At 58.2% G+C, this 22,372-nt stretch carries 19 protein-coding genes and 2 riboswitches; of the genes, 6 read left to right on the top strand and 13 right to left on the bottom strand.

Translation table 11 applies throughout. The features are described 5' to 3' along the window. Positions 1–11 precede the first annotated feature (11 nt). The 5 genes from yqeH to CDO73_RS14485 form a co-directional block, all read right to left on the bottom strand. The gene (gene yqeH, locus CDO73_RS14505) at positions 12–1,136 is read right to left on the bottom strand and encodes a ribosome biogenesis GTPase YqeH (protein ID WP_088489243.1); all 1,125 of its coding nucleotides are present in this window, start codon (positions 1,134–1,136) and stop codon (positions 12–14) included. Next, positions 1,133–1,660 (bottom strand): YqeG family HAD IIIA-type phosphatase, encoded by a 528-nt coding sequence (locus tag CDO73_RS14500; protein WP_088489242.1) that lies wholly within the window; start codon positions 1,658–1,660, stop codon positions 1,133–1,135. The genes yqeH and CDO73_RS14500 overlap by 4 nt, the downstream gene beginning before the upstream one ends. Before the next feature lie 108 nt (positions 1,661–1,768). Beyond that, positions 1,769–4,006, bottom strand: coding sequence for a transglutaminase TgpA family protein (locus tag CDO73_RS14495; protein WP_088489241.1), 2,238 nt, complete (start codon positions 4,004–4,006; stop codon positions 1,769–1,771). Then, positions 4,003–5,259 carry a DUF58 domain-containing protein gene (locus CDO73_RS14490; RefSeq protein WP_088489240.1) on the bottom strand — a complete coding sequence of 419 codons (1,257 nt, stop codon included), beginning with the start codon at positions 5,257–5,259 and terminating at the stop codon, positions 4,003–4,005. The genes CDO73_RS14495 and CDO73_RS14490 overlap by 4 nt, the downstream gene beginning before the upstream one ends. Positions 5,260–5,262: 3 nt before the next feature. Further along, the gene (locus CDO73_RS14485) at positions 5,263–6,219 is read right to left on the bottom strand and encodes an AAA family ATPase (protein ID WP_088489239.1); all 957 of its coding nucleotides are present in this window, start codon (positions 6,217–6,219) and stop codon (positions 5,263–5,265) included. A gap of 279 nt (positions 6,220–6,498) precedes the next feature. On the opposite strand from CDO73_RS14485, the gene CDO73_RS14480 reads away from it, so the two are divergent. The 3 genes from CDO73_RS14480 to CDO73_RS14470 all read left to right on the top strand — a co-directional run bounded on the left by CDO73_RS14480 (position 6,499) and on the right by CDO73_RS14470 (position 8,934). Then, positions 6,499–7,572, top strand: a complete 1,074-nt coding sequence (locus tag CDO73_RS14480) for a M42 family metallopeptidase (RefSeq protein WP_088489238.1) — start codon at positions 6,499–6,501, stop codon at positions 7,570–7,572. Between the two features lie 128 nt (positions 7,573–7,700). After that, complete coding sequence (locus CDO73_RS14475) at positions 7,701–7,958, top strand: helix-turn-helix domain-containing protein (RefSeq protein ID WP_088489237.1); 258 nt, start codon at positions 7,701–7,703, stop codon at positions 7,956–7,958. Positions 7,959–8,196: 238 nt separating this feature from the next. Beyond that, positions 8,197–8,934 (top strand): YwaF family protein, encoded by a 738-nt coding sequence (locus CDO73_RS14470; protein WP_088489236.1) that lies wholly within the window; start codon positions 8,197–8,199, stop codon positions 8,932–8,934. A 3-nt stretch (positions 8,935–8,937) separates the two neighbouring features. On the opposite strand, the gene CDO73_RS14465 is transcribed toward CDO73_RS14470, so the two are convergent. Both CDO73_RS14465 and CDO73_RS14460 read right to left on the bottom strand, forming a co-directional pair. Further along, positions 8,938–9,723 carry an SDR family oxidoreductase gene (locus tag CDO73_RS14465; protein WP_088489235.1) on the bottom strand — a complete coding sequence of 262 codons (786 nt, stop codon included), beginning with the start codon at positions 9,721–9,723 and terminating at the stop codon, positions 8,938–8,940. A gap of 160 nt (positions 9,724–9,883) precedes the next feature. Beyond that, positions 9,884–11,659, bottom strand: coding sequence for an alpha-glucosidase (locus CDO73_RS14460; RefSeq protein WP_088489234.1), 1,776 nt, complete (start codon positions 11,657–11,659; stop codon positions 9,884–9,886). Positions 11,660–11,942: 283 nt separating this feature from the next. On the opposite strand from CDO73_RS14460, the gene CDO73_RS14455 reads away from it, so the two are divergent. The 3 genes from CDO73_RS14455 to CDO73_RS14445 are packed head-to-tail and all read left to right on the top strand — an operon-like array spanning position 11,943 to position 15,039. Further along, on the top strand, positions 11,943–12,944 hold the full coding sequence (locus CDO73_RS14455; protein WP_088489233.1) for a Gfo/Idh/MocA family protein: 1,002 nt from the start codon (positions 11,943–11,945) through the stop codon (positions 12,942–12,944). Between the two features lies 1 nt (position 12,945). Next, on the top strand, positions 12,946–13,911 hold the full coding sequence (locus tag CDO73_RS14450) for an AraC family transcriptional regulator (protein WP_088489232.1): 966 nt from the start codon (positions 12,946–12,948) through the stop codon (positions 13,909–13,911). Positions 13,912–13,944: 33 nt separating this feature from the next. After that, positions 13,945–15,039 (top strand): Gfo/Idh/MocA family protein, encoded by a 1,095-nt coding sequence (locus CDO73_RS14445; RefSeq protein WP_088489231.1) that lies wholly within the window; start codon positions 13,945–13,947, stop codon positions 15,037–15,039. A 121-nt stretch (positions 15,040–15,160) separates the two neighbouring features. On the opposite strand, the gene CDO73_RS14440 is transcribed toward CDO73_RS14445, so the two are convergent. From CDO73_RS14440 to gcvH, 6 genes are all read right to left on the bottom strand, one after another. Further along, positions 15,161–15,637, bottom strand: a complete 477-nt coding sequence (locus tag CDO73_RS14440) for a hypothetical protein (RefSeq protein ID WP_088489230.1) — start codon at positions 15,635–15,637, stop codon at positions 15,161–15,163. 23 nt (positions 15,638–15,660) lie between these two features. Continuing rightward, a complete protein-coding gene (pulA, locus tag CDO73_RS14435) occupies positions 15,661–18,909 on the bottom strand; it encodes a type I pullulanase (RefSeq protein ID WP_088489229.1) in 3,249 nt (1,082 codons plus the stop codon). Positions 18,910–18,923: 14 nt separating this feature from the next. Next, a complete protein-coding gene (locus tag CDO73_RS14430; RefSeq protein WP_088489228.1) occupies positions 18,924–19,613 on the bottom strand; it encodes a tetratricopeptide repeat protein in 690 nt (229 codons plus the stop codon). A 209-nt stretch (positions 19,614–19,822) separates the two neighbouring features. Beyond that, complete coding sequence (locus CDO73_RS14425; protein WP_373446984.1) at positions 19,823–20,356, bottom strand: GNAT family N-acetyltransferase; 534 nt, start codon at positions 20,354–20,356, stop codon at positions 19,823–19,825. Positions 20,357–20,410: 54 nt separating this feature from the next. After that, positions 20,411–21,262 (bottom strand): SDR family oxidoreductase, encoded by an 852-nt coding sequence (locus CDO73_RS14420; RefSeq protein WP_088489227.1) that lies wholly within the window; start codon positions 21,260–21,262, stop codon positions 20,411–20,413. A 171-nt stretch (positions 21,263–21,433) separates the two neighbouring features. Continuing rightward, positions 21,434–21,826 (bottom strand): glycine cleavage system protein GcvH, encoded by a 393-nt coding sequence (gene gcvH / locus CDO73_RS14415; protein WP_088489226.1) that lies wholly within the window; start codon positions 21,824–21,826, stop codon positions 21,434–21,436. A gap of 242 nt (positions 21,827–22,068) precedes the next feature. Continuing rightward, positions 22,069–22,188: riboswitch (glycine riboswitch) on the top strand. A gap of 3 nt (positions 22,189–22,191) precedes the next feature. Continuing rightward, a riboswitch (glycine riboswitch) is annotated at positions 22,192–22,302 on the top strand. Positions 22,303–22,372 lie beyond the last annotated feature (70 nt).

The raw sequence follows: 22,372 nt of genomic DNA, 5'->3' as shown, positions 1-22,372 counted from the left end.
GCTTCATGCTTCTAGAGCAGCGAACCGCGCATGATGACCTTGACGCCTTTCGGCGCATGTACGGCGACTTTGGCTCCGGTCTGGCCGTTGGCTTTTATCCAACCGAGACCCGAGATGAACAGATCCTGCGCGCCGCCTTTGGGCACCCGGAATTCGTGACGCGTCCACTCCGGCAGCTTCTCCGCTTCTTCGCGCGACGGCGGAGACAGCAGTTCGCCCAGATGGTTCGCGTACAGATCGTCGGCGCGGCCCAGCTTCGTACGATGCAGCTTGAGCGCTCCGCTCGTATAGAACGTAAACGACTGATGCGCGCCTTCGATAAAGTCGAAACGCGCCAGACCGCCGATAAACAGCGTCTGTCCTTCGTCCAGTTGGTAAGCGGCCGGTTTGAGCGGCTTCTCCGGCATGATCTTGACCAGATCTCCCGAGTTGACCAGCTCCGTATAACGCGAAGGATACACGATTCCCGGCGTGTCGACGATGTAATGTCCGTCGTCCAGCGGGATATTGACCATGTCGAGCGTCGTGCCCGGATAGCGGGACGTCGTCAATTCTTCTTCGAGATCGCTGTAATCCGTAATCAGGCGATTGATCAGCGTGGATTTTCCCACGTTGGTCGCGCCCACCACGTATACGTCGCGATCGCCGCGCCGATCCGCCACTTCCTGCAGCAGACGATCGAAGCCCAGATTTTTTTTCGCGCTGCACAGCACGACTTCCTCGGTCTTGAGGCCGAGTTCTTTGGCCTGCTGCTGCACCCAATTGCGAAGCTTGTTCCAGTTCGTCACCTTCGGCAGCAGATCGATCTTGTTGACCGCCAGAATCACCGGATTGGTGCCCACGAAGCGCTGCAATCCGGTAATCACGCTGCCTTGGAAGTCGAACAGGTCGACGATATGAATCACCAGCGCTTTGCGTTCGCCGATCTGACCGAGCATGCGCAGGAATTCGTCTTGATCGACGGCCGACGACGCGACTTCGTTGTAATTCTTGATCCGGAAGCAGCGGCGGCAGATCTGCGCGCCTTCTTCCTTAAGCTTCGGAATGTAACCGGCTTTGGCCGGGTCTTCCGTTTGAAGCACGGCTCCGCATCCGCTGCAGCGGACGACGGCCGAACCTTCGAGTCTTTCTGTCATTTCTTCTTTTCCTCCTCGAGCCATTTGCCCATTTTGCGCAGACGTCCGATCGCGATGCGTTCGACCCGTCGATTAAAGCGCGTACGCCAACCTTCGTCGCCCAGCGCGATCGGCAGCACCAGTACGGTGTACAAACCCAATCGATTGCCGCCGAGCACGTCGGTCAGCAGTTGATCGCCTACGACGATCGTTTGCCGCTCGTTCAGATCCATCAGTTTCATCGCCTTGACGAAAGGCGCGTGAGACGGCTTGCGCGCGGCGTGCACGAAACGAATATCCAGCGGCGTCGCGAAAACGGACACCCGGTTCATATTGTTATTGGATACGATCACCAGTTGGAAACCCAGCTCTTTTACTTTCGCAAACCATGCGATCAGCTCGGGAGTCGCGTTCGGGGCTTTCGCTCCGACCAGCGTATTGTCCAGATCGGTCACGATTCCTCGATAACCCTGTCTGTACAATTCTTCCAGATCGATATCGAATACCGTGTCGACTTGCAGCTTCGGCAGCAGTGCTTCGAACAAAGTTGAGTCACCTCGTTGGAATCCGTCCCGGACGCAAGGTTCGGCGGCCGGGACGGGATCTCTCATTTAGTCTTCAAACTTAAACTATATCACAGCAATAGCTCCGCGTCAGCTAGGGGATTGAGGCAATTTCGGCGCAGCCGGATAATAACCTTTCCAACCTTTCCGCAGTTCGGACGCGATACGCTGCATTTCCGTCCATTCGTCTTCCGTAATGCGTTCGGGACTGTAACGCGCTTTTTCGAACAAAGCGAGAACCGGCGATACCGCGATCTCCGCGCCCGTCACGGTCTTATCCCAACGCGCGACCGATTCCCGCAGCGTCTCGTGTTCTTCGCGCCGCAGCCCTTTGCGTTTGAGGAAACGCAGGAAGCGTTCGGTCTCGAGCACGATCTTCTGATCCGCAGTCAGCGGGCCGCCCATGCGCAGACCCATAATGAAGAAGTAGATCGAACGACGGCGAACCCACAGCAGATAAATGCCCCATGCGGCAACGACGAGAGCCGCCGCAGCCACGACGATCGGCACGATGTTCGAATCTTCTTCGACCGGATCGGCCGCCGCGGCCTGCTGTTCTTCTTCCTCCTGCTGCTCCGGCTGTTGCTCCTGCTGCTGCTCCACGTCGGCGTCCGCCGGCGTGACCGATTCTTGCAGCAGAGGCACGGAGAATCCGCGCGTCGCTTCGACCGGCACCCAACCGTAGCCGCCGAAGTACACTTCCGCCCACGAGTGGGCGTTGGCGTTGGTCACTTCGTACTGCATGCTGTTCTCGTTGAACCGCTGCGGCATGTCGCCCGTCGCGTTGCCCGGCGCATACCCTTTGACCCAACGTGCGGGAATGCCTTGCGAACGGGCCAGCATCACCATGGCCGTCGAGAAATAATCGCAATAGCCTTCTTTGATGTCGAACAAGAAACTTTCGACGAAATCGTCGCTCTGGCGGCGGGACAACGTCGGATTGTTGGTATACAAGTAATTTTGCTGAAGATACTGCTGAAGCAGATAGACTTTTTCGTACGGCGTTTTGCCGTTCTTCGTTACTTCCGTTCCGAGATCCGTCACCCGTTTAGGGAACCCGCGCGGAATCTGGACGTATCTAGGATCGACGCCGTTCGGATACAACTGCTCGTAAGTCGCTTCTTTGATCTTGTCGACCGGAACGATCGGCACTTCCGAGGTGATCGTGTACGTTTTCGGATACACCATCGTTCCTCGGCCCGCGCGCTCCTGCCAATGCAGCTCGCTCTGTTCCGGTTTCCATTCCATGCGCGACTCGCCGTTCTCGATATCGAGATTCTCGACCCGGCTGATCGAATACGCGCCGAAAAGCACCGGGTACGTATTATCCGTCTGCATCGTCACGCGCTGGGTCACCGTTTTGGTCGGCGTCAGCGGAGCCGCTTCGCGTTCCAACGCCGTCTGCTGCGAGACCTGCTCGAGCGTTCCCCAGCCGCTGTCGGCGTCCCAACCGCTTCCGGTATACGTCATCCGCGTCTCTCCGCGCCAATAGCTGCGCTCGGTCGATTCGATCGTCATCACCGGAGTAAAGTCGAAGTTGAACCCGCCGCCGAGCTGCCCGTCTTCCCGGCTGTAGCCGGATGCCGACGCTTGGCCTTGCAGCAGGCCGCCCGCATTGAACGCGACGTTCGACGTTCCCTGCATCTGCCGCCAAGCCGTATACGGATCGGTCAGGATCGGCTGAACGAACGGCATGTTCACGCCTGCCAGAATGACCAGCGAGAACACGACCGCCGTATTGATCAGCAGCTTGAACGGATTGCGGCGAATCGCTTTCCACCCTCGGGGAAAACGCGTCTGGAATCTGCGAAAGTGGTCGCTGACCAACCAAGCCATCGTCGCGAAGACGATCCAAGCCACCTGTTTCCACAGCGAGACCGTCGTGAACGAATCCAGCGCGGCCATCGGCACGATGTTCAGAAAAGCGAAAATCAAAATGCGCCGCTGACTGTTCACGAGCCTGATGAAAAATTCGAACAGCAGCCACGCGATCAAAGCAAACCAAATATACGGGAACATCGCCTCGGAAAATTGCTCCGCGCGTTTCGCCAGATAACCTTCCGGCTGAAAAATCCCGTAGCGTTCCAGCGTCGTGTACAAGATCACGACGAAAGCGGCGGCTTTCAAGCCGATGCGCAGCCACGACATTTGCGGCAGCAGCACGTGAATGACGGCCACCGCCGTCAGTACGCCCAATACCAGCGCGTTCGTCTCGTCGAACCAGATCGTGCGCGTGTAGGTCAACCACTGAATCGAGATGACCATGAGCCAAACGGCGGACAGCGCCGTATACCAGGACGATTTGAACGATTCGACCCACTTGTTCATCGGGTTCCTCCTTCCAGCGCGGCGGGCAGGTCGTCCAAGCTGCCCGCGCGGTAAGCGGCCACTCCTTTGGCGCGCAGCGAAGCCGCCCATTGGCGGGAAGCGTCGCCTTCGCGCTCCGACGTTTCCGCGATTTGAATATGGCTGAAGCTCATCTGCTGCGTCTGAGCGAAACGTACCAAGTCCATGATCGGTCCGCCGGCAAGCGGCGTCACGAGAACCAATACGGCGCCGCGGGGAAGCCGGGTCCGCGCCGACTCGAGCGAAGCGAGCAGCGAACCGCCGCCTTTGGGATCCAGATCGACCAGATGGTCCATCATGGCGTGCATCCGGGAACGCCCCTGCGTCGGTTCGAATACCTCTACGCTTCGTCCCAACGAACACAATCCCATCGGAATGCCTTCCCGACCTCCGTACTCCAGCAGCGAAGCCGCCGCCGAGACGGCCGTCTCGAACTGCCGAGCGGAACGATAATGTTCTTCGAACGCGTCGAGCACGATCATCGTCTTGGGGATCGATTCGTATTCGAATTCTTTGGACTTCCATTCTCCCGTCCGGGCCGTCGCGTTCCAGTGGATCCGGGAGATTCGGTCGCCGTACACGTAATCCCGCACGCCGCCGACCTGATTGGTCTCCCGTCCGCTCACGTTGCCGACGGACTGCGGCCCGAGCAGCCGATTGCGGCGATCGAGCAGCTGCCATCTGGCGATATGCACCGTTCTCGGCAGCACGCGGAATTCGCCGCGCGCCGCGAACGAGCCGCGGTGCTCGATCAGACCGAAGATGTCCTCGGTCAGACATTCCGTATCGGAGAACGCGTAACGCCCCCGTTCGAGCGGCGGCGTCTGGAACAGCAGTTCGCCGCGCCCGTTCATGCTCGGCACGAGACTTTCTTCGAACGACCAAGTCTCGCCGCTATGGCGTTTGAGCGTTTCGCGCACGATCACGTAAGGCAGCGGAAGGAAGCCCGGAATCTCCAGACGCAGCCGAACGCGGATCTGATCGCCGGCATGAAGCACGCCTCCCCAGTCGCCCAGACCGCCGGAGAACTGACGCTCTCCGCGGGTCCGGCCGATGCCGTTCAATCCGCCGAACAGCAGATAAAGACCGAACAGCGTGACCATCGCGAACAGCATGACCGAGGTCTTGCCTCCCTGAAACAACAGATAAAACAGGCAGCAGATCCAGACGGAGACCAGCATCGACATTCGAACCGGCGAAAGTTTCGGTTTGAACAGATTCCAGATTTCCTTCATTCGTCAGCGCCCCATCGACACCGGCACGCTGCTGGCGGCCAGCAGATTGCGGATCAACGATTCGGCGTTCAAGCTGTCGAGCCGGGCTTCCGGACGGATCAAGATACGGTGCGGCAGCACGTAAGGCGCCAATTCTTTGATATCGTCCGGAAGGACGAAATCGCGTTCGTTGATGAACGCGTAAGCTTTGGCGGCCTGCATGAACGAGATGGACGCGCGCGGACTGGCGCCCAGCAGTACCGACGGATGTTCGCGCGTCGCGCGGATGATGCCCAGCATATAGGTGGTCACGGCGTCGCTCATATGCACTTCGCGCACTTCGCGCTGAATGCCGGCGATCGTCTCCATGTCCGTCACCGCGCGCAGTTGATCGGCCGGCTGGCCGACCCGGTTGGCGGTAATCAGATTCTTCTCCGTTTCCAGATCCGGGTAACCCATATGCAGCTTCATCATGAAACGGTCGAGCTGGGCTTCCGGCAGCACGTACGTGCCTTCGAAGTCGATCGGGTTCTGCGTCGCGCACAGCATGAACGGATGCGGCAGCGGATGCGTCTCGCCGTCCACCGTCACGCTGCGCTCTTCCATCGCTTCGAGCAGCGCGGACTGCGTTTTGGTCGTCGCGCGGTTAATCTCGTCGGCGAGCAGAATATGGGACATGATCGGTCCCGGCCGGAATTGAAAACGTTCTTCTCGGGGATGATAAATGGCGACGCCGGTAATATCGGTCGGAAGCAAATCGGGGTTGCATTGCACGCGCCGGTAGACGCCTTCCATCGAGCGCGCCAGCGCTTTGATCATCTGCGTTTTGCCCGTGCCGGGCACGTCTTCGATCAAGACGTGGCCTCCGGCGAGCAGCGCGGTCATCAGCAATTTTATCTCAAAGGTTTTACCTAATATACAAGACTCGAGATTCGTTCTTACGGCAGTCACGATCTGCATCGATTCGGAACTTACGGACATATGGCCAACCTCCTCAGTCATTCTCCTGCAAGAAACCTTAAGCGGCAGGTATGCTTATATATTGTACATGATCGAAAGGTCGAACGCACATTTCCGGCTGGAAAAAGCGGATTTATCTTGCTCCTTCGGGGCGAAACGCCAAACGGCAACAGACAAAGCGGCGAGTTCCGCGAAGATCGGTTCGCTTTCGTGACTTTTTCCCCGTAACCCGGCATACTAGAAGAGATGAGCGGACGCGGGGCACCCCGCGTCCCGACTTGAGGATGGGAGAGTGCAAGCATGAATAACGAAACACTGGCATTGTTTAAGGAACTGACGGAATTCCCGGCGGCTCCGGGATTCGAACGCGATCTGCGCGCCTTGGTCAAAGACAAGCTGTCCGCTTATACGCAGGAGTTCGTTCAAGATCGTTTGGGCAGTCTGTTCGGCGTGATGCGCGGCCAAGAAGACGGACCCAAAGTGATGGTAGCCGGACATTTCGACGAAGTCGGCTTCCTCGTCAACGGAATTACCGAAACCGGACTGGTCCGCTTTCAACCGCTCGGCGGATGGTGGAGCCAAGTCGTGCTCGGGCAGCGGCTGCAGATCATTACCGAAAACGGTCCCGTCGTCGGAGTAGTCGGCTCGACGCCCAAGCATCTGCTCGGCGAAGCGGAAGCCAACCGTCCGGTCGATCTCAAAACGATGTATATCGATCTGGGTGCCGACGACCGCGCGGAAACCGAAAGTTTCGGTATCAAGGTCGGCCAACAGGTGCTGCCGATCTGCGAATTCACTCCGCTGTCCAACCCGAAGAAAATCATGGCCAAAGCTTGGGATAACCGCTACGGCGTAGGTCTGGCGATCGAACTCATGAAAGAACTGCACGGCGAGAAACTGCCGAACACGCTCTACAGCGGAGCCACCGTTCAAGAAGAAGTCGGGCTTCGGGGCGCAAGAACCGCCGCGAACCTGATTCAACCGGATATCTTCTTCGCGCTCGATTGCAGCGCCGCCAACGATATGACCGGCGATCGCAACTTGTTCGGGCATCTCGGACAAGGCGCGCTGCTGCGCATTTTCGACCCGACCATGATCACGCATCGCGGACTGCTCGAATACGTGCAGGACACGGCCTCCACCCACAAGGTCAAGGTTCAACCGTTCATTTCTCCGGGCGGAACCGACGCGGGCCAAGTGCATTTGAGCGGAATCGGCGTGCCGTCGACCGTCATCGGCATCTGCGGACGCTACATCCATACGTCCTCGTCGATCATCCACACCGACGATTACGCGGCCGCCAAAGAACTGCTGATCCGCCTTGTTCGCGGTCTGGACCGCACGACGCTGAACACGATCGTCGAACGCGCTTGATCCAATCGTAAAAGTCAAAGATCCGTCAAAAAAACCAGATCTTTTTTAAAATTTTTAACCTTTGGTTGCTAAAAAACCTTTAGAAAAAGACATGCACCGTCCGATATAAGTCTTAAGGGGTGGTTTTAGTGGCAACCAAAGGACAAACTTTCTGCAAGTACAGCTACGAAACGAAGCTTAGAGCCGTCCAAATGCGTATGGACGGAATGACGAAAAAGCAGGTGGCAAAAGAGCTGGGCATCTATGATCTCAATCGTTTGAAGATCTGGATGCGTAAATATAAGGCTGAAGGCGAACTAGGCCTTATTGACCACAGAGGAAGACGCGAAGACGATTTCTTGGAATCCGATTTCGCCGAAAACGAGTTGACTGCGCAAACCGTTTAATGATTTTAGTCTTTGTTTTTCTTCGCGAGACGCACAAAAAGCGGCAGACCCGAATTTAAGCTGAACGATCAGCCGGGGGATGCCGCTTTTTGGCGCGCCAAAAGGCTGGGCGGATACGCGAAGAGTTCAAGAACTCCCGCCGATGCCGCGAAGAAAATCCGGCCGATTGACGAAGCGTGCCGAATTCTACATAATGTTCCCGTATACCCGTGTTTGACGTTCGAATGGAGGCCGTTTCGTGACCGCTGCATTTTTTTCGTCGTCCGTATCCGAGCCGTTCGTCGCTTTTGCTCCGGCTCATCTCGCCGCGCTCGCGCTGTTTGCGATCGCCGCCGTTTTGCTGTTCGCGTTCCGCCGCGCCATACGCGCTCGGCCGAAATGCGCTTTCGCTCTGCGCATGACGCTGCTGGGCGCGCTGGCGGCGTCGGAAGCGGCGCTGAATATCTGGTACGCGGCTCGCGGCGTGTGGAACGCCCGCTTCACGCTGCCGCTCGAACTGTGCAGCCTGATGCTGCTGGCCGCCGTTTTGATGTTGATCACGCGCAGCCGCTTTCTGGCGGGACTCGTTTTCTTCGCCGGGATCGGAGGCGCGCTGCAAGCTTTGATCACGCCCAACTTGGCTTACGCTTACCCGCATTTCCGCTTTGTTCAGTTCTTCGTCGCCCATGCGGCGATCATCTTGTCCGCTCTGTACATGGTCTGGATCGAACGGTTCCGGCCGACTTGGCGCACCGTGCCGACCGTCATGCTGTCGCTGAACGTCATCGCGCTCGCCGTCTATCTGCTAGACCGGCTGCTGGACGCCAATTACATGTTCCTGCGCGGCAAGCCCGATACGCCGTCCGTGCTCGACCTGTTCGGCGATTATCCGTGGTACATCTTGGCGGAGGAAGCGCTTGCACTTTTGACGTTCGCTCTGCTTCACGTGCTCTTCTTCGTCCTGCCGGACGCGCTGCGCCGACTTCGCGACCGATAAGCGTTAGAGCAGCGATTCCGCGCCGTCGACGTAAATTTTGGTGCCGCTGACATGAGAAGCTTCGTCCGAAGCGAGGAAAAAGACCAGCTTCGCCACTTCCGCCGCCTGCCCCGGTTCTCCTTTGAGCGGGTGGCTGCCTTCCGGGTATTCGACCGGAATCGAGATTTCTTCCAAGTCGTCGCTCGGGAACGTGTTTTTGTCGATATTCGTCTCGATCGCGCCCGGACAGATCACGTTGACGCGGATCTTATAGCGGGCCAGTTCCAGCGCCGCCATCTTGGCGAACGCGACCTGCCCGGCTTTGGAAGACGAATACGCCGAGAAGCCCGTGCCCGAAAAAATGCGGTTGCCGTTGATCGAGCTGGTCACGATCACGCTGCCGCCTTCTTTTTTGAGATAAGGGATCGAATACTTCAGCGTCAAAAAGGTGCCGCGAAGATTCGTTTGGATCGTTTTGTCCCATTCTTCGACGTCCATCGTTTCGATCGGAGCCATTGTACCGTTGATGCCCGCATTGGCGAAAACGATGTCGATCCGTTCCCAACTTTGCCCGACCGCGTCGATCGCCTGCTCCACCGACTTCGGCTGGGATACGTCGCATTCGACGACCAACGCTTCGCCGCCGGCTTGCTCGATCGCCCGCTTCGTCTCCTGCGCGGTATCCGACGTCAATTCCAGCAGCGCGACTCTGGCGCCTTCCTGCGCCAACCGGATCGCGCTGGCTTTGCCGATGCCCGAACCCGCCCCCGTTACTACAGCTACTTTTCCGTTCAATGCTCCTGTTGTCATGATGTGCTCCTCCTTCGTCGATTGGCGTTCTGCTGCGTGGGCTTGTCGTCCATCACAAGTATCGGTAACCCCGCCCGCTTCCCGATGAAACCCGAGACGCAAAGATTAGGAAAAAAAAGGTTTTGCGCCTCGGCGGCGTTTTTGCGCGAAGAAGAATCGTTTAAACGCCTGCGGACAAGCGATAGACCACGGATTGATAAGGCAGCAATCGCAGCCGCGGTTCGCCTTCGAACGTCCGGAACGGCGTTTCTTCCGAAGACGCGGAACCCGGATGCGACGGTCGGCTTTCGAGCAGCTTCTCGCCGGCTTCCGCCTCCCGTTTCCATCGTTCGTCGATCGGACATTCGCGGGTTTCGTCGGCAAAGTTGATCAAGATCAACCAACGTTCCTTTTCCGCTTCCCGCACGTAAGCCGCCACCCACTCTTCTTCCAGCGGAAGCATCGTCAAATCGCCGCGGGCCGGCACCGGAGATTCTTTGCGCAGCGCGATCAAGCGGCGATAATGATGGAACACCGACGAAGGGTCTTTCCGCTCGTCTTCGGCATTCGCTTCCTTACCCGAGGGACTCATCGGAATCCACGGCTCGCCTTCCGTGAATCCGGCATTCTTCCCGCTTGTCCAGTGCATCGGCGAACGCGCGCCGTCGCGGCTGCGCGCATGCAGGCTCGCGAGCACGTCTTCCGCTTTTTGCCCTTGCGAGATGCGCCGCCGCGCCGCCGCTACGGTCCCTTTGTCCCGATAATCGTCCGGCGAGCGGTAATTCGCGTTCCGCATGCCCAACTCTTCGCCTTGATAAACGAGCGGCGTGCCCGGAAGCGTATGCAGGAACGTGCCGACCGCTTTGGCCGCCGCGTCGTTCAACGAATCGGCTTCCTCTCCTTCGCCGGAACTGCCCAGCAGCGTGCCGATCATGCGCGGATGGTCGTGCGTGCTTAAGTACAGCGCGTAAGCGCCGCGGCCGAACACTTCGTCATGCCAGCGGACGACGCTTTCTTTGAGCATGGCCGGCGACCAGTCGGGATCGGTTTTCCACGGATCGCCGAAGTCTTTGCCCATGCGGATCAATTCCATCTGCAGCACCATGTCCATCTCGCGCCGCTCGGGCGCGGTGTAGCGCACCACTTCGTCCATCGTCACGGTCGGCGCTTCGCCGAGCGTGAGCGTGCCCGGATAACGGCCGAACGTCTCTTCATGAAGTTCGCGCAGCAGTTCGTGAATCCGCGGGCCGTTTTTGTAGAACTGCTGGCCGCGCGGATGCCGGGCGTCTTCGGGCGCGTCCGGAAAAGCGGGATCTTTGGAGATCATGTTGATCGCGTCCAAGCGGAAGCCGTCCACGCCTTTGTCCAACCAGAACCGGATCATCTTGTACAGATCGCGGCGCATGCTTTCGCTTTCCCAATTGAGATCGGGCTGCTTTTTATCGAAAATATGCAGGTAATATTCGCCGGTCCGTTCGTCGAATTCCCAAGCCGATTCTTCGGAAAAAGAACGCCAGTTGTTCGGAGGACCTCCGTCTTCGGCCGGCGCTTTCCAGATGTAATACTCGCGGTACGGATTGTCTTTGGACGCCCGCGAAGCCTCGAACCACGGATGCTCGTCCGACGTATGGTTGATGACCAGATCCATGACGAGCTTGATGTCGCGTTCGTGCAAGGTCGCGATCAGCCGCTCCAATTGTTCCATCGTGCCGTACGCGTCGTGAATCTTATAGTAATCGCGAATATCGTAACCGTTATCTTCCATCGGCGAATCGCATACCGGACCGATCCATACGGCGCTCACGCCGAGCTCGGCGAGATAATCCGCTTTTTCGAGCATGCCGCCGAGATCGCCCCAACCGTCTCCGTCGCTGTCTTTGAAGCTCGGCGGATACAGTTGATACAATACGCCTTCTTTCCAATAAGCTTGTGCTTCTTCGCCTCGTTTCCGGTCCATGCTTCTCCTCCTCGTGTTTCGCCGCGGCTCGTTCCCTGCCGAAATTCGCCCGGACGCCGCTTTCTGTTTAGGGGATAACCGCAAATCGGCAAAGCTAAACAGCGGGCGGCGAACGTCCGTGAAACAATCGGCCGCTTCTTGTATATTTTCAGAAATCCACTTTTTGTCATGTCGTGATATTGAACTTCAAATGTCGCATCGTTTTAGTGAACTTCCCTGATCCATATGCTATTTTAAGTAGGGTAATGTCAGAATTTTGGATACCTTCAAAGGAGGTTTAACCTTGACCATTCGTATAGGCAAAGCCAGTCTGTGGCATGTGCACGCTTGGGACTACATCGGTCAGGCGCAGCAGCATCCGGACACCGAAATCACCGCCGTATGGGACGAAGTCCCGCAGCGCGGACGCGAAGCGGCGGAGAAGCTCGGCGTTCCTTATTACGAGACGCTGGACGAGATGCTAAGCGCGGGAGACGTAGACGCGGTGATCGTGGACGCGCCGACCAACCGCCATCGGGAAGTCATGATCGCGGCGGCCCGTGCAGGCAAACATATCTTCACGGAAAAAGTGATCGCGCCGACGGAAGCGGAAGTATCGGATATTCTCGCCGAGGTGCGCGAAGCCGGCGTGAAATTGACCGTTTCGCTGCCGCGTCTGAACGACGGGTACACGCTCGCGATTCAAGATATTCTGGACCGCGGACTGCTCGGCCGAGTGACGTACGTGCGGGCCCGGTTGTCGCATGACGGCGCTCTGGCGAACTGGCTGCCGGAACACTTCTACAATGCCGAACAATGCGGCGGCGGCGCTCTGATCGATCTGGGCTGCCATCCGATGTATCTGTCCGCGCTCTTCCTCGGCGAACCGGTCACCGGCGTGGGCGCGAACTTCGGGTACATAACCGGCAAAGAAGTGGAAGACAATGCTCTCGCCACGCTGCATACGGCTTCCGGCGCGATCGCTTCGGTCGAAGCGGGCTTCGTCAATCCTTATTCGCCGTTCGCCGTCGAAGTGCACGGTACGGAAGGCACCGTTCTTTACGGCACGCCGGACAGCAAACTGCTGCTTCGCACCAAAAAAGACGCAAACGCTTCCGAATGGACCGAGCAGCCGCTGCCGGGCAACCGCGAGAGTGCTTTCGATCAGTGGGTCCGCCATATTCAAGAAGGAACCGAAGCTTCCGAGAACATCGCGGCGGCCGAACGGTTGACCCGCTTGATGGAAGCCGCCAACCGTTCGGCCAAAGAAGGACGGGTCGTCCCGCTCGAGCAGCGGAACGGTTAATATGACGAATCGTTTCGCGCGCAGTCCTTTTCCTTACGAAGTCATGTTCGAAAAATGGGATCTGCTGGAGCGCTTGGACATCGCCGTCGCTTGGGGACATTACGAGATCCGCGTGCTGCGCTTCCATCTGACCTCTTTCGAACCGGGACGCATCATCAACTTTCATAACCATTCGACCTACGAATTCCATTTCATTCCGCGCGGGGCGGGACGGGTCATTCTCGGCGATCAGCCTTTCCCTCTGTCCGAAGGACTGCTGTATCTGACCGGTCCGGGCGTCATGCATTATCAGGAAGCCGATCCGCAGCGCGCGATGGACGAGCTGTGCCTGCATGTCGATATCGTGCCTCGGCATAATCCGGCCGCCGATCCGTGGGAAGCGGCGGAAGCCGAAGAATGCATGCAGAAGCTGAACGCGCTGCCGCTCCGGCCTGCTCAAGACGTGCACGAAGCGATGCCTTGTTTTCTGGAAGCTTATCAAGCCGGCGAGAGCAAGAAGATCGGCTATTACACGGATATCAAACGGCAGGTCGTCGGCATTCTGCTGAAAACGATTCAAGCGTACGATGCCGGCGATATGAGCACGGAAGCGCCGAACCGCGACATGCTCGCTTACCGTTACGAATACGCGGTCCGTTATATGGAAGCCAATTATACCGCGGGCCTGCGGCTGGAAGACGTCGCGGAGAAGCTGGATCTCAGTTCGAGGCAGCTTCAGCGGATCTTCCGCGACGTCGATCCGGACCGCCCGTTCAGCCGCGTATTGGAAGATATCCGGCTGCGCGCGGTCTGCGACAGGCTCCGTACCGGGAGCTTGTCCATCGAGCGGATCGCCGAGCTGGAAGGCTTCTCGACCGCCGCTTATCTGCACACGGTGTTTCGCAAACGCATGGGTATCTCGCCTTCCGTCTACCGGCGGACCAAACAGTCCGAACTGCGGCGCGATCCGGCGGAAATTTCCGAATGACATGATCTTATCCTATCGACGAGGTGACCTTTAATGAGCAAAACGTACAAGATCGGAATCGTGGGCTGCGGCGGCATCGCCAACGGCAAACACCTGCCCAGCCTGAGCAAACTCGACAGCGTCGAATTGGTCGCGTTCTGCGACATCATCCCGGAACGCGCGGAAGAAGCGGCGGCCAAATACGGCGTCGAAGGCGCGAAAGTATACAGCGACTTCAATCAACTGCTGCAGGACGAGTCGATCGACATCGTGCACGTCTTGACGCCGAACGAATCGCATGCCCGCATCTCGATCGCCGCGCTGGAAGCCGACAAACACGTCATGTGCGAAAAGCCGATGGCGAAGACGGCCGCGGAAGCGCGCCGAATGGTCGAAGCGGCCAAAGCCAGCGGAAAAAAACTGACGATCGGCTACAACAACCGTTTCCGCCGCGACAGCCAGCATTTGAAACAGATTTGCGAAGCGGGCACGCTGGGCGATATCTATTACGCGCGCGCCCATGCGATCCGCCGCAGAGCCGTTCCGACTTGGGGCGTATTCTTGGACGAAGAAAAACAAGGCGGCGGCCCGCTGATCGATATCGGCACGCACGCTCTTGACCTGACGCTCTGGATGATGGACAACTACAAGCCGAAAGTCGTGCTCGGTACCGCTCATCATCAACTGTCGCAGCGCGAGAACGCGGCGAACGCTTGGGGACCGTGGGACCCGAGCAAATTCACGGTCGAAGACTCCGCGTTCGGCATGATCGTGATGGAGAACGGCGCGACCGTCGTGCTCGAATCCAGTTGGGCGCTGAATACGCTGGACATCGACGAAGCCAAATGCAGCCTGAGCGGCAGCGAAGGCGGAGCGGACATGAAAGGCGGACTGCGGATCAACGGCGAAGAATTCGGCCGTCTGTACACGAAGGAAGTCGAACTGTCGTCCGGCGGCGTCGCGTTCTACGAAGGCAAAGCCGAAAACGACGCCGATCTGGAGATGTACCGCTGGATCGAAGCGATCGACAAAGACCTGACTCCGGTCGTGACGCCGGAACAAGCCTGCGTCGTCTCCGAGATTCTCGAAGCGATCTACGAATCCGCCCGCACGGGCAAAGCCGTGTACATGAACGGCGCGGACGCTTAAATCGAAGCGAATAAAAGGTAAGAAGTAATCGGCAAAAAAAGCGTCCCGGAAATTCCGGGACGCTTTTTTCGGTTCGACCGCGCACGAGGCGGACGATCGGTCGGCTTGTTCGAAGGATCGCTCAGGCTTCCCTCTCCTCCGTCAGACCCGGCCACTCCGGCGAGAATACCGCGACCGTCTCGAAAAAGCGGAAACGCCGTTCGTCTTCTTGATTCTCCGGCGGCATCTCCCGATACCACTCCGCTTCGCGGTCTTCTTCGCGAAAGACTCTCGAGCGCCACAGCAGCATCCCGAGCTGCGGGAACAGATAACGGAAACCGAGTTCCGCGTCTTCGTCTCTAACGTAAGGACTGATCGCGTCAAGGCGCGGGACCAGCTCGTCGGCCGGCGTGCCGAACAGATCCATGTCTTCGTAGAGACAGCGGAATTCGACCTGCGCCGATTCGGAAAGTTCGATAAATACGGCTTTGTCTCCGGCAAATTCGTATTGATAATAAAAAGGGCTATCCGGCTCGGCTGCCGCCAGTTCTTCGCGGCTCATGCCCAATTTCGACTTGCCGATCGATTGACCGGGCAGCACCTTCTGTTCTTCGATCATGCGAAACTCGCCTCCACCCGGTTTTATTCCTCTTCGCGTTTCGAAGCTTCGCCGTCGTCTTGAATATGCACGGCTTCGCGATCGGAAGGCGCGGAGCTTTCGTTCGCCGTCCCCTGCTCCGCCTGCGGCTCCCGGGACGTCTCCAACCATACGTCTTCGGCCGCGGCGAGTTCGGCCGCGCCTTCGCTTTCGGCGGATGTCTCCGCTGCCGAATCCGCGGTCTGCGCATCGGTAACAGCGGCTTCTTCGGCGTCCGACGCCTCCTGATGCCGAGCCTTTTCCTCTTCGGCGATGCGCGCCGCTTCTTCCTCGGCGGCGGCACGTTCGGCCGCTTCCTGTTCCAGACGGGCAAAACGCTCTTGCTGCGCCGGTATATCGGCTTCGGCCAACGCTTCCGCCGAGACGCGGAATTCGCCGCTGCGAATCCGGATGCGCACCCAATCGCCGGTAATCGCGCCGAGATCGATATAGCGGTCTGCCGCGATATCTTTTTTCTCCCATTCTTCGTGCCGGACGATAAAGCCCAAGCTGAGAACGTCCGGCGCCACTTCGAGCAGCACGTCGGCGACGCCGTTCGACACGTCCGCGAAATCGACGCGCCGGCTGCCGAAAGCGGCTCCCCAGACCCATAAGTTCCAGCCGGCATAATCGCCGTCTTCGCGTTCGTATTCCAAGATCAACCGGCGAGGCGTATACTCGCGGACTTCCAGCGCCAACTGCGCTTGCACGCCTTCGCCGAATACGGAAATGACCGCGCGGCCGGGCCGCATGCCGGTCACCCGTCCCGCTTGATTGACCGTAGCGATTCCCACGTCGCTGGAACGCCATTCCAGACGGGACGCCGACATCGGATTGCCGAACGGATCTTTCGGTTCGGCGCTCAATTTGAGGCTTCGTCCGACATACAGGCGGCGCACGCCGTCTTCGATCGAAATGCCGATCTGATGGATGGTGCGACGTTCGATCAGCAGCGCCGTGCTGCTGCGCATATCGCCGCATACCGCGGTGATCAGCGCGCGCCCCATTCCGATCGTCCATGCCGAACCGTCGCGCCGGATGATGATCTTCTCCGGATCGGACGAATGGTACGACACTTCGGCTTCCGGCATGCGCCGTCCGCGTTGGTCGCGCACGGTCGCGCGCAGGAACAACTTCTCGCCCGGCTGAACGACGCCCGGCATGTTTTCCCATTCCAGCAGCGCCGCTTCCGGCACGTAATCGTCTTCTTCGTCATACAAGACCATACTGGACAAAGCCGGCACCCGAACGAAATCGGCCGCTTCGCCGAGCGCTCGCGTACCTGCCCGGCGTCCGTCCACGACGATCTTCCACGGACGGCCGCGGGCGGGCAGTTCGATCGTCTGCTCCGATTCCGAAGCGTTATGCACCACGACGATCGTTTTCCACAGATCGCCGCCCGCATGATCGTTCAGCGTGAATCCGACGACCCCGCCGTGCATGCGGAACACGTCCATATGTTTTTCGATATCGTGTCGCGTCTTCAACCGGAACGCGCGATGCGATCGCCTCAGATCGATCAAGCCGCGCATATAATCGTTTACCGCATGGAATCGGTCTTTGTTGGTCCAACGAATCGCGTTGATCAGATCGGGGCTCCGATAGCTGTTATGATCGCCGAATTTGCTGCGCAGCATCTCGTCGCCCGCACTGATGAACGGGACGCCCTGCGCGGTCAACAAGATGGAGTAAGCCAACAACTGCCGCTTGACCAGATCGTGATCCAGCGGATCTTCTCCTTTTAGCATCGCGTATGGCTTGCTGACCTCTACCGCCTGCGCCACGGTCATCCCCTGCGAAGGTTTGCCGTTGTCGAAAGACAAGAAGCCCGTCTGCTCCCAATAACCGCGCGATTTGATCAGTTTGTCCCACAAAATCAAGTTGTCGTGCGCCGTCACGTAATTGATGCTCTCCGCCGGTTCCGCCGCGAAATCATGGACCGATCCGCGCAATCCCTGCGCGATGCTGCCTTCTTTGTCGGGAGCGCCGCTGATGAAGCCCGTGCCCCAACCGTCGCCGTCGCCTTTGATCGCGTTGCGGAAGTTGTCGTTGAATACGGAGAAGCCTCCGCCCTGCTGAGAACCTTTGAGCGTCAATTCGCGCAGCGGCGAATCGAGCGCCGTCCACGGCTCGCCGTAGATCAGGATCGAAGGATCGACTTTCTCGTGCAGCACCGAAGCGATGGTGCGCATCGTCGTCGTATCGATCAGCCCCATCAAGTCGAAGCGGAACCCGTCCACATGGTATTCTTCCGCCCAATACAGCAGCGAGTCCAGAATGTATTTGCGGACCATCGGCCGTTCCGTCGCCAACTCGTTGCCGACGCCGGAGCCGTTGCTGAGCTGGCCGTATTTGTTGAAGCGATAAAAGTACCCCGGCACGACGGGATCGAAGGGGCCGTCTTCCACGGAAAACGTATGGTTGAACACGACGTCCACCACGACGCGGATCCCGTGAGCGTGCAGCGATTGAACCAACTTTTTCAATTCGCGGATACGGGCTTCCGGGTTATGCGGGTTGGACGAATACGAACCTTCCGGCACGTTGTAGTTCTGCGGATCGTACCCCCAGTTGTACGCTTCGGGCGTGACGTCGCATTCGTTGACCGTGCAGAAATCGTAGACGGGCAGCAGATGAACGTGAGTAATGCCCAGTTCCTGCAGGTGGTCGATGCCGACTTTCTGTCCTCCGCGCGTCCGAATCCCTTTTTCCGTAAACGCCAGATATTGACCGGAGTGGTTCATCTTCGCGTCCTGAGAAGCCGAGAAGTCGCGGACATGCAGTTCGTAGAGGACGGAATCGACCGGATGGCGCAGCGGCGGACGCATATCATTCTCCCAACCTTCCGGATCGGTACGCCGCATATTGACGATCGCGCCGCGCTGACCGTTGGCCGACGCCGCTTTGGCGTACGGATCGACCACGTAACGGCTGTTCTCGTGTTCGCCGATCTTGTAGGTGATATGGTACATGTAATAATGGCCTTCCAGATCGCCGGGCACGACGATACTCCACACGCCGTATTCGTCTTCTTCCATCGTCAGTTCGCGGCCGCCGGAATGGTCTTTCACTCGTCCTGCGCTATCGTATTCGCCCTCGTCTTCGTAGATCACGACCCGCACTTTCTCCGCGCCGGGCACCCAGACTTTGAACGTGCAATATTGAGGGGAAAACGTCAGACCCAGGTCGCCGTAAGGATAAGCTTCGAAATCGGGACAGTCCAATGTATCGTTAAAACTCAGCATATCGGCCATATTTCGTTCACCCCTTATTTGAGTTGTTGGCTTTTTGCCAGCTGCTCCGCTTCGAGTGCCCCTCGCTCGTCGCCGGCGGAACGGAACGCGGCGGCCGAGGACGCTAAATTCCGCGCCGCGCGATCGAATTCGCCGCATGCCAGCTCGATCTCCCCTTGTCCGCGATACGCGCAGGCCAGGCAGATTGAATCGCCCGACCATTTGGCAGCTTCGAGCGCCTGCGCCATCGCTTTGGCCGCTTCGACCACGTTTCCCGCTTTGAGCCGGACGTAGCCTTTTTCGTAAGCATTCGCCGATACGTGCGCATTCCACTGCTGCTCATTCTGCGGAGCGGAAGGTTCGTCTAGCGTTTGTCTCCAAGCAATCAGTTTCGCATACTCCGCATCGAAACGAAGCAGCGCCGTCTCGTAACGGCCGGCCAAACGCTCGACCATTCCGATCTGATGCAGCGCGATCGATTCTTGAAAAAGGTCCTGTCCGGCTCTGGCTAAAGCGGCTAACTCTTCGTAAATCGCACGAGCCGAATCGTATTCGCCGAGTCCGCATTTCACGTATCCCAGCCCGTGCATGATGCTTCGATAAGCGCCGCTTTTGCTTCCGTCCAGACGATTCAGGCAAGCCAGATATAAGGCCTCCGCTCCGTCCAAGTCGCCTTCGTCGAATCGGGAAAAAGCTTGATTGATCGCATCGTGCAGGTCATTCATGGCGTTATCCTTCCTTGTTAACCTGTCTTAGTTATATTTGGACGAAAAAAGCACGAGGGACGCAATGTTTTCGCACTTTATACCCATAACCCGTTTGACCGCCTATGAAAAAAGAACGGAGCGCCGACGACGCTCCGTTCCTGCTTTGGCGACGCTTGGATGCGGAAATTCCGTCCCGGTACCGTACGGCTCCTTGTGAAATCGACCTTTTATTGTCCCAGCCGCAAGCCCAAAATGACCAAATCTCTTTCGATGCCGTCCAAAACGGCCACGCGCGGCAGATGCCCCCAAGATTCGAATCCGTATTTGCGAAGCAGTCCCAGACTCGGTTCGTTATGTCCGAACACGAAACCGAGCAGCGTGTTAACGCCGAGAGCCGGACTCTCGGCAATCGCTTTTTCCAGCAACCGGCTGCCCGCCCCGGTTCCCCGAAGCGACTCGTCGACGTAAATGCTTACTTCCGCCGTCGCGTTGTACGCCGGACGGCCGTAGAACGATTGCAGGCTGATCCATGCGGCCACCCGGCCGTCCTTCTTCATGACCCAGAGCGGACGGCGGGACGGTTCGTGTTCTTCGAACCAAGCATGGCGGCTCTCGACGGTAATCGGTTCCAGATCGGCGGTGACCATACGGCCGGCGATGGTCGAATTGTAAATGTCTACGATAGCAGGCAGATCGTTCATCGTCGCCAATTCGATCGTCGGCGCGACTTGCATATCGGGTGTCGTTTCTTTGGATGTCATCATGGTTTCTCCTCTTTATCTGTTCTGTAATGAAATCTAACATTATATCAACTTTTACGGAATCAAGCCGACTTCGCGTTCGCTCCATGCCCATAAACGAGCCGCCGTTTGGTCGTCTTCGGCTTTGCGGTCGAGGCGATGCGGACGGCTGCGGTAGAAGTATTCGCGCGAGATGCCTTCGACTTCCGGGCTATCCGCGAGGTACACGGCCGTCGAGGCGCCTTCTTCCGGCGTCTGAAAAGCCGGAAGCTTGCCCAGCGCGCGGTAAACGCCTTGACCGAAGCCCGTTCCGCGATTGACGCCGAGCTGCGTCAGCACCGCGCCGGGATGCAGAGAGTTGACCGCCACTCCGTCTTCGTAGACGCGCAGCGCCAATTCGCGGGCGAACAGGATATTCGCGAGTTTGGACTGCCCGTACGAGCGGATCACGTTATAACGCTCCCGCAGATGCGGATCGTCGAAATCGATCCGTCCCGCTTTGTACGCGCCGGACGCCACGACCACGATCCGGCCCGCTTCGGATTCCCGAATCAAGTCGAGCAGCAGATTCGTCGCCAAAAAATGTCCCAAATGATTGACGCCGAGCGCCAGTTCGAAACCGTCCCGCGTCTCCTGCCGTTTCGGACTGACGACGCCCGCGTTGTTGATCAGCACGTCCAATCGGCTTGTCCGTCCGTGCACGTCGTCCGCAAAACGCCGGATCGACGAGAGGTCCGCCAGATCGCACAGAACCAGTTCCGCCGAACCCGAACCTCCCGCCGCTTCGACTTGCCGCAGCGCTTCTTCGCCGCGCTGCCGGCTGCGGCAGGCCATCAATACGCGATAACCCCGATCCGCCAGTTCGATCGAAGTCGCCAGACCCATTCCCGAATTCGCGCCTGTCACAAGCGCCGTTTTTGCCGTCAAACCGTTCTCCTCCTTCGGATTGCCCGGATTGTCTGTCGTCCGTACAGGCTTATGCCTGTCTTCTTACTCTCGATTTTAAACTAGCCTCGAGGTCGTGACAATCCGCTATACGAGAAAAAGCCTGCGCATTCGCGCAGGCCGCAGCGGATCTCGCGTTCTCGAACGCGGATCTCAGTCTTGATTTTCGGCTTCGTATTGTTCCGGCGTGAGCAAAGCGGCAAGCAGCCCTTCCGCTTCGCCGTCCGGTTGAATCTCGATCATCCAGCCGTTGCCGTAAGGCGCGCCGTTTACCAGTTCCGGCTCGGCATCCAGCGCTTCGTTGACAGCGACCACCGTGCCGCCCACCGGACAGAACAGTTCCGATACGGTCTTGACCGACTCGATCGAACCGACTTCTTCTTCTGCCGATACGGTTCTTCCTTCCGCAGGCAGCTCGACGAACACGATATCGCCCAGCTGATGCTGCGCGAAATCCGTGATGCCCAGACGCAGATTGCCGTTTTCCAACTTCTCCACCCATTCATGATCCTTGGTATACCACAAGCCCGCTTTCACTTCGCTCATTGTCCGCTTCGCTCCATTTCAATGTATTACCGAATATTCGGCAGGTAAAAACTTTAGTATGTTCGGGATTTTTCCGCGTTTTTAGCTTACGGCAGCCAAATTGGTGTGTCAATGTTCCTCACAATATTTTTCGTAAAATTCAAACTTCTGTTGACAACGACGGGGGCCATCCCTTAATAATTAGGATAAAGCATTTGATCCGCATTTGGCAAAACCATGTTCGACGACATTCGCATAGGCGAGTGAAAGCACAGGGAGAGAGCACCGGAGCGAACGTCGCCCGCGGGTGCCGCCGAAGGAGTAAGCCGAAGCGCCGGAGGCGCAGCGGTGAATCTCTCAGGCAAAAGGACCTTTGCCGGACGCCACTCTGGAGAGCATCCGCGCGAACGGCAGCGACAAGCCGAAGCTCGCAGGCGGATCACCCAAGGGGAAACCTGCCGACGCGGCGGGGTAACTCTCAGGTATCAAGGACAGAGCCTCTAAGATCGGACCTGACGTTTCTTTACACGGAAACGGGGCCGGTCTTTGAGGACCTGTCCTTTTTTG

This window comes from Saccharibacillus sp. O23 (assembly GCF_002205895.1).
GTDB lineage: Bacteria > Bacillota > Bacilli > Paenibacillales > Paenibacillaceae > Saccharibacillus.
The sequence above is the reverse complement of the archived record's forward strand: the minus strand, read 5'-3'. Positions and strand labels throughout refer to the sequence as shown.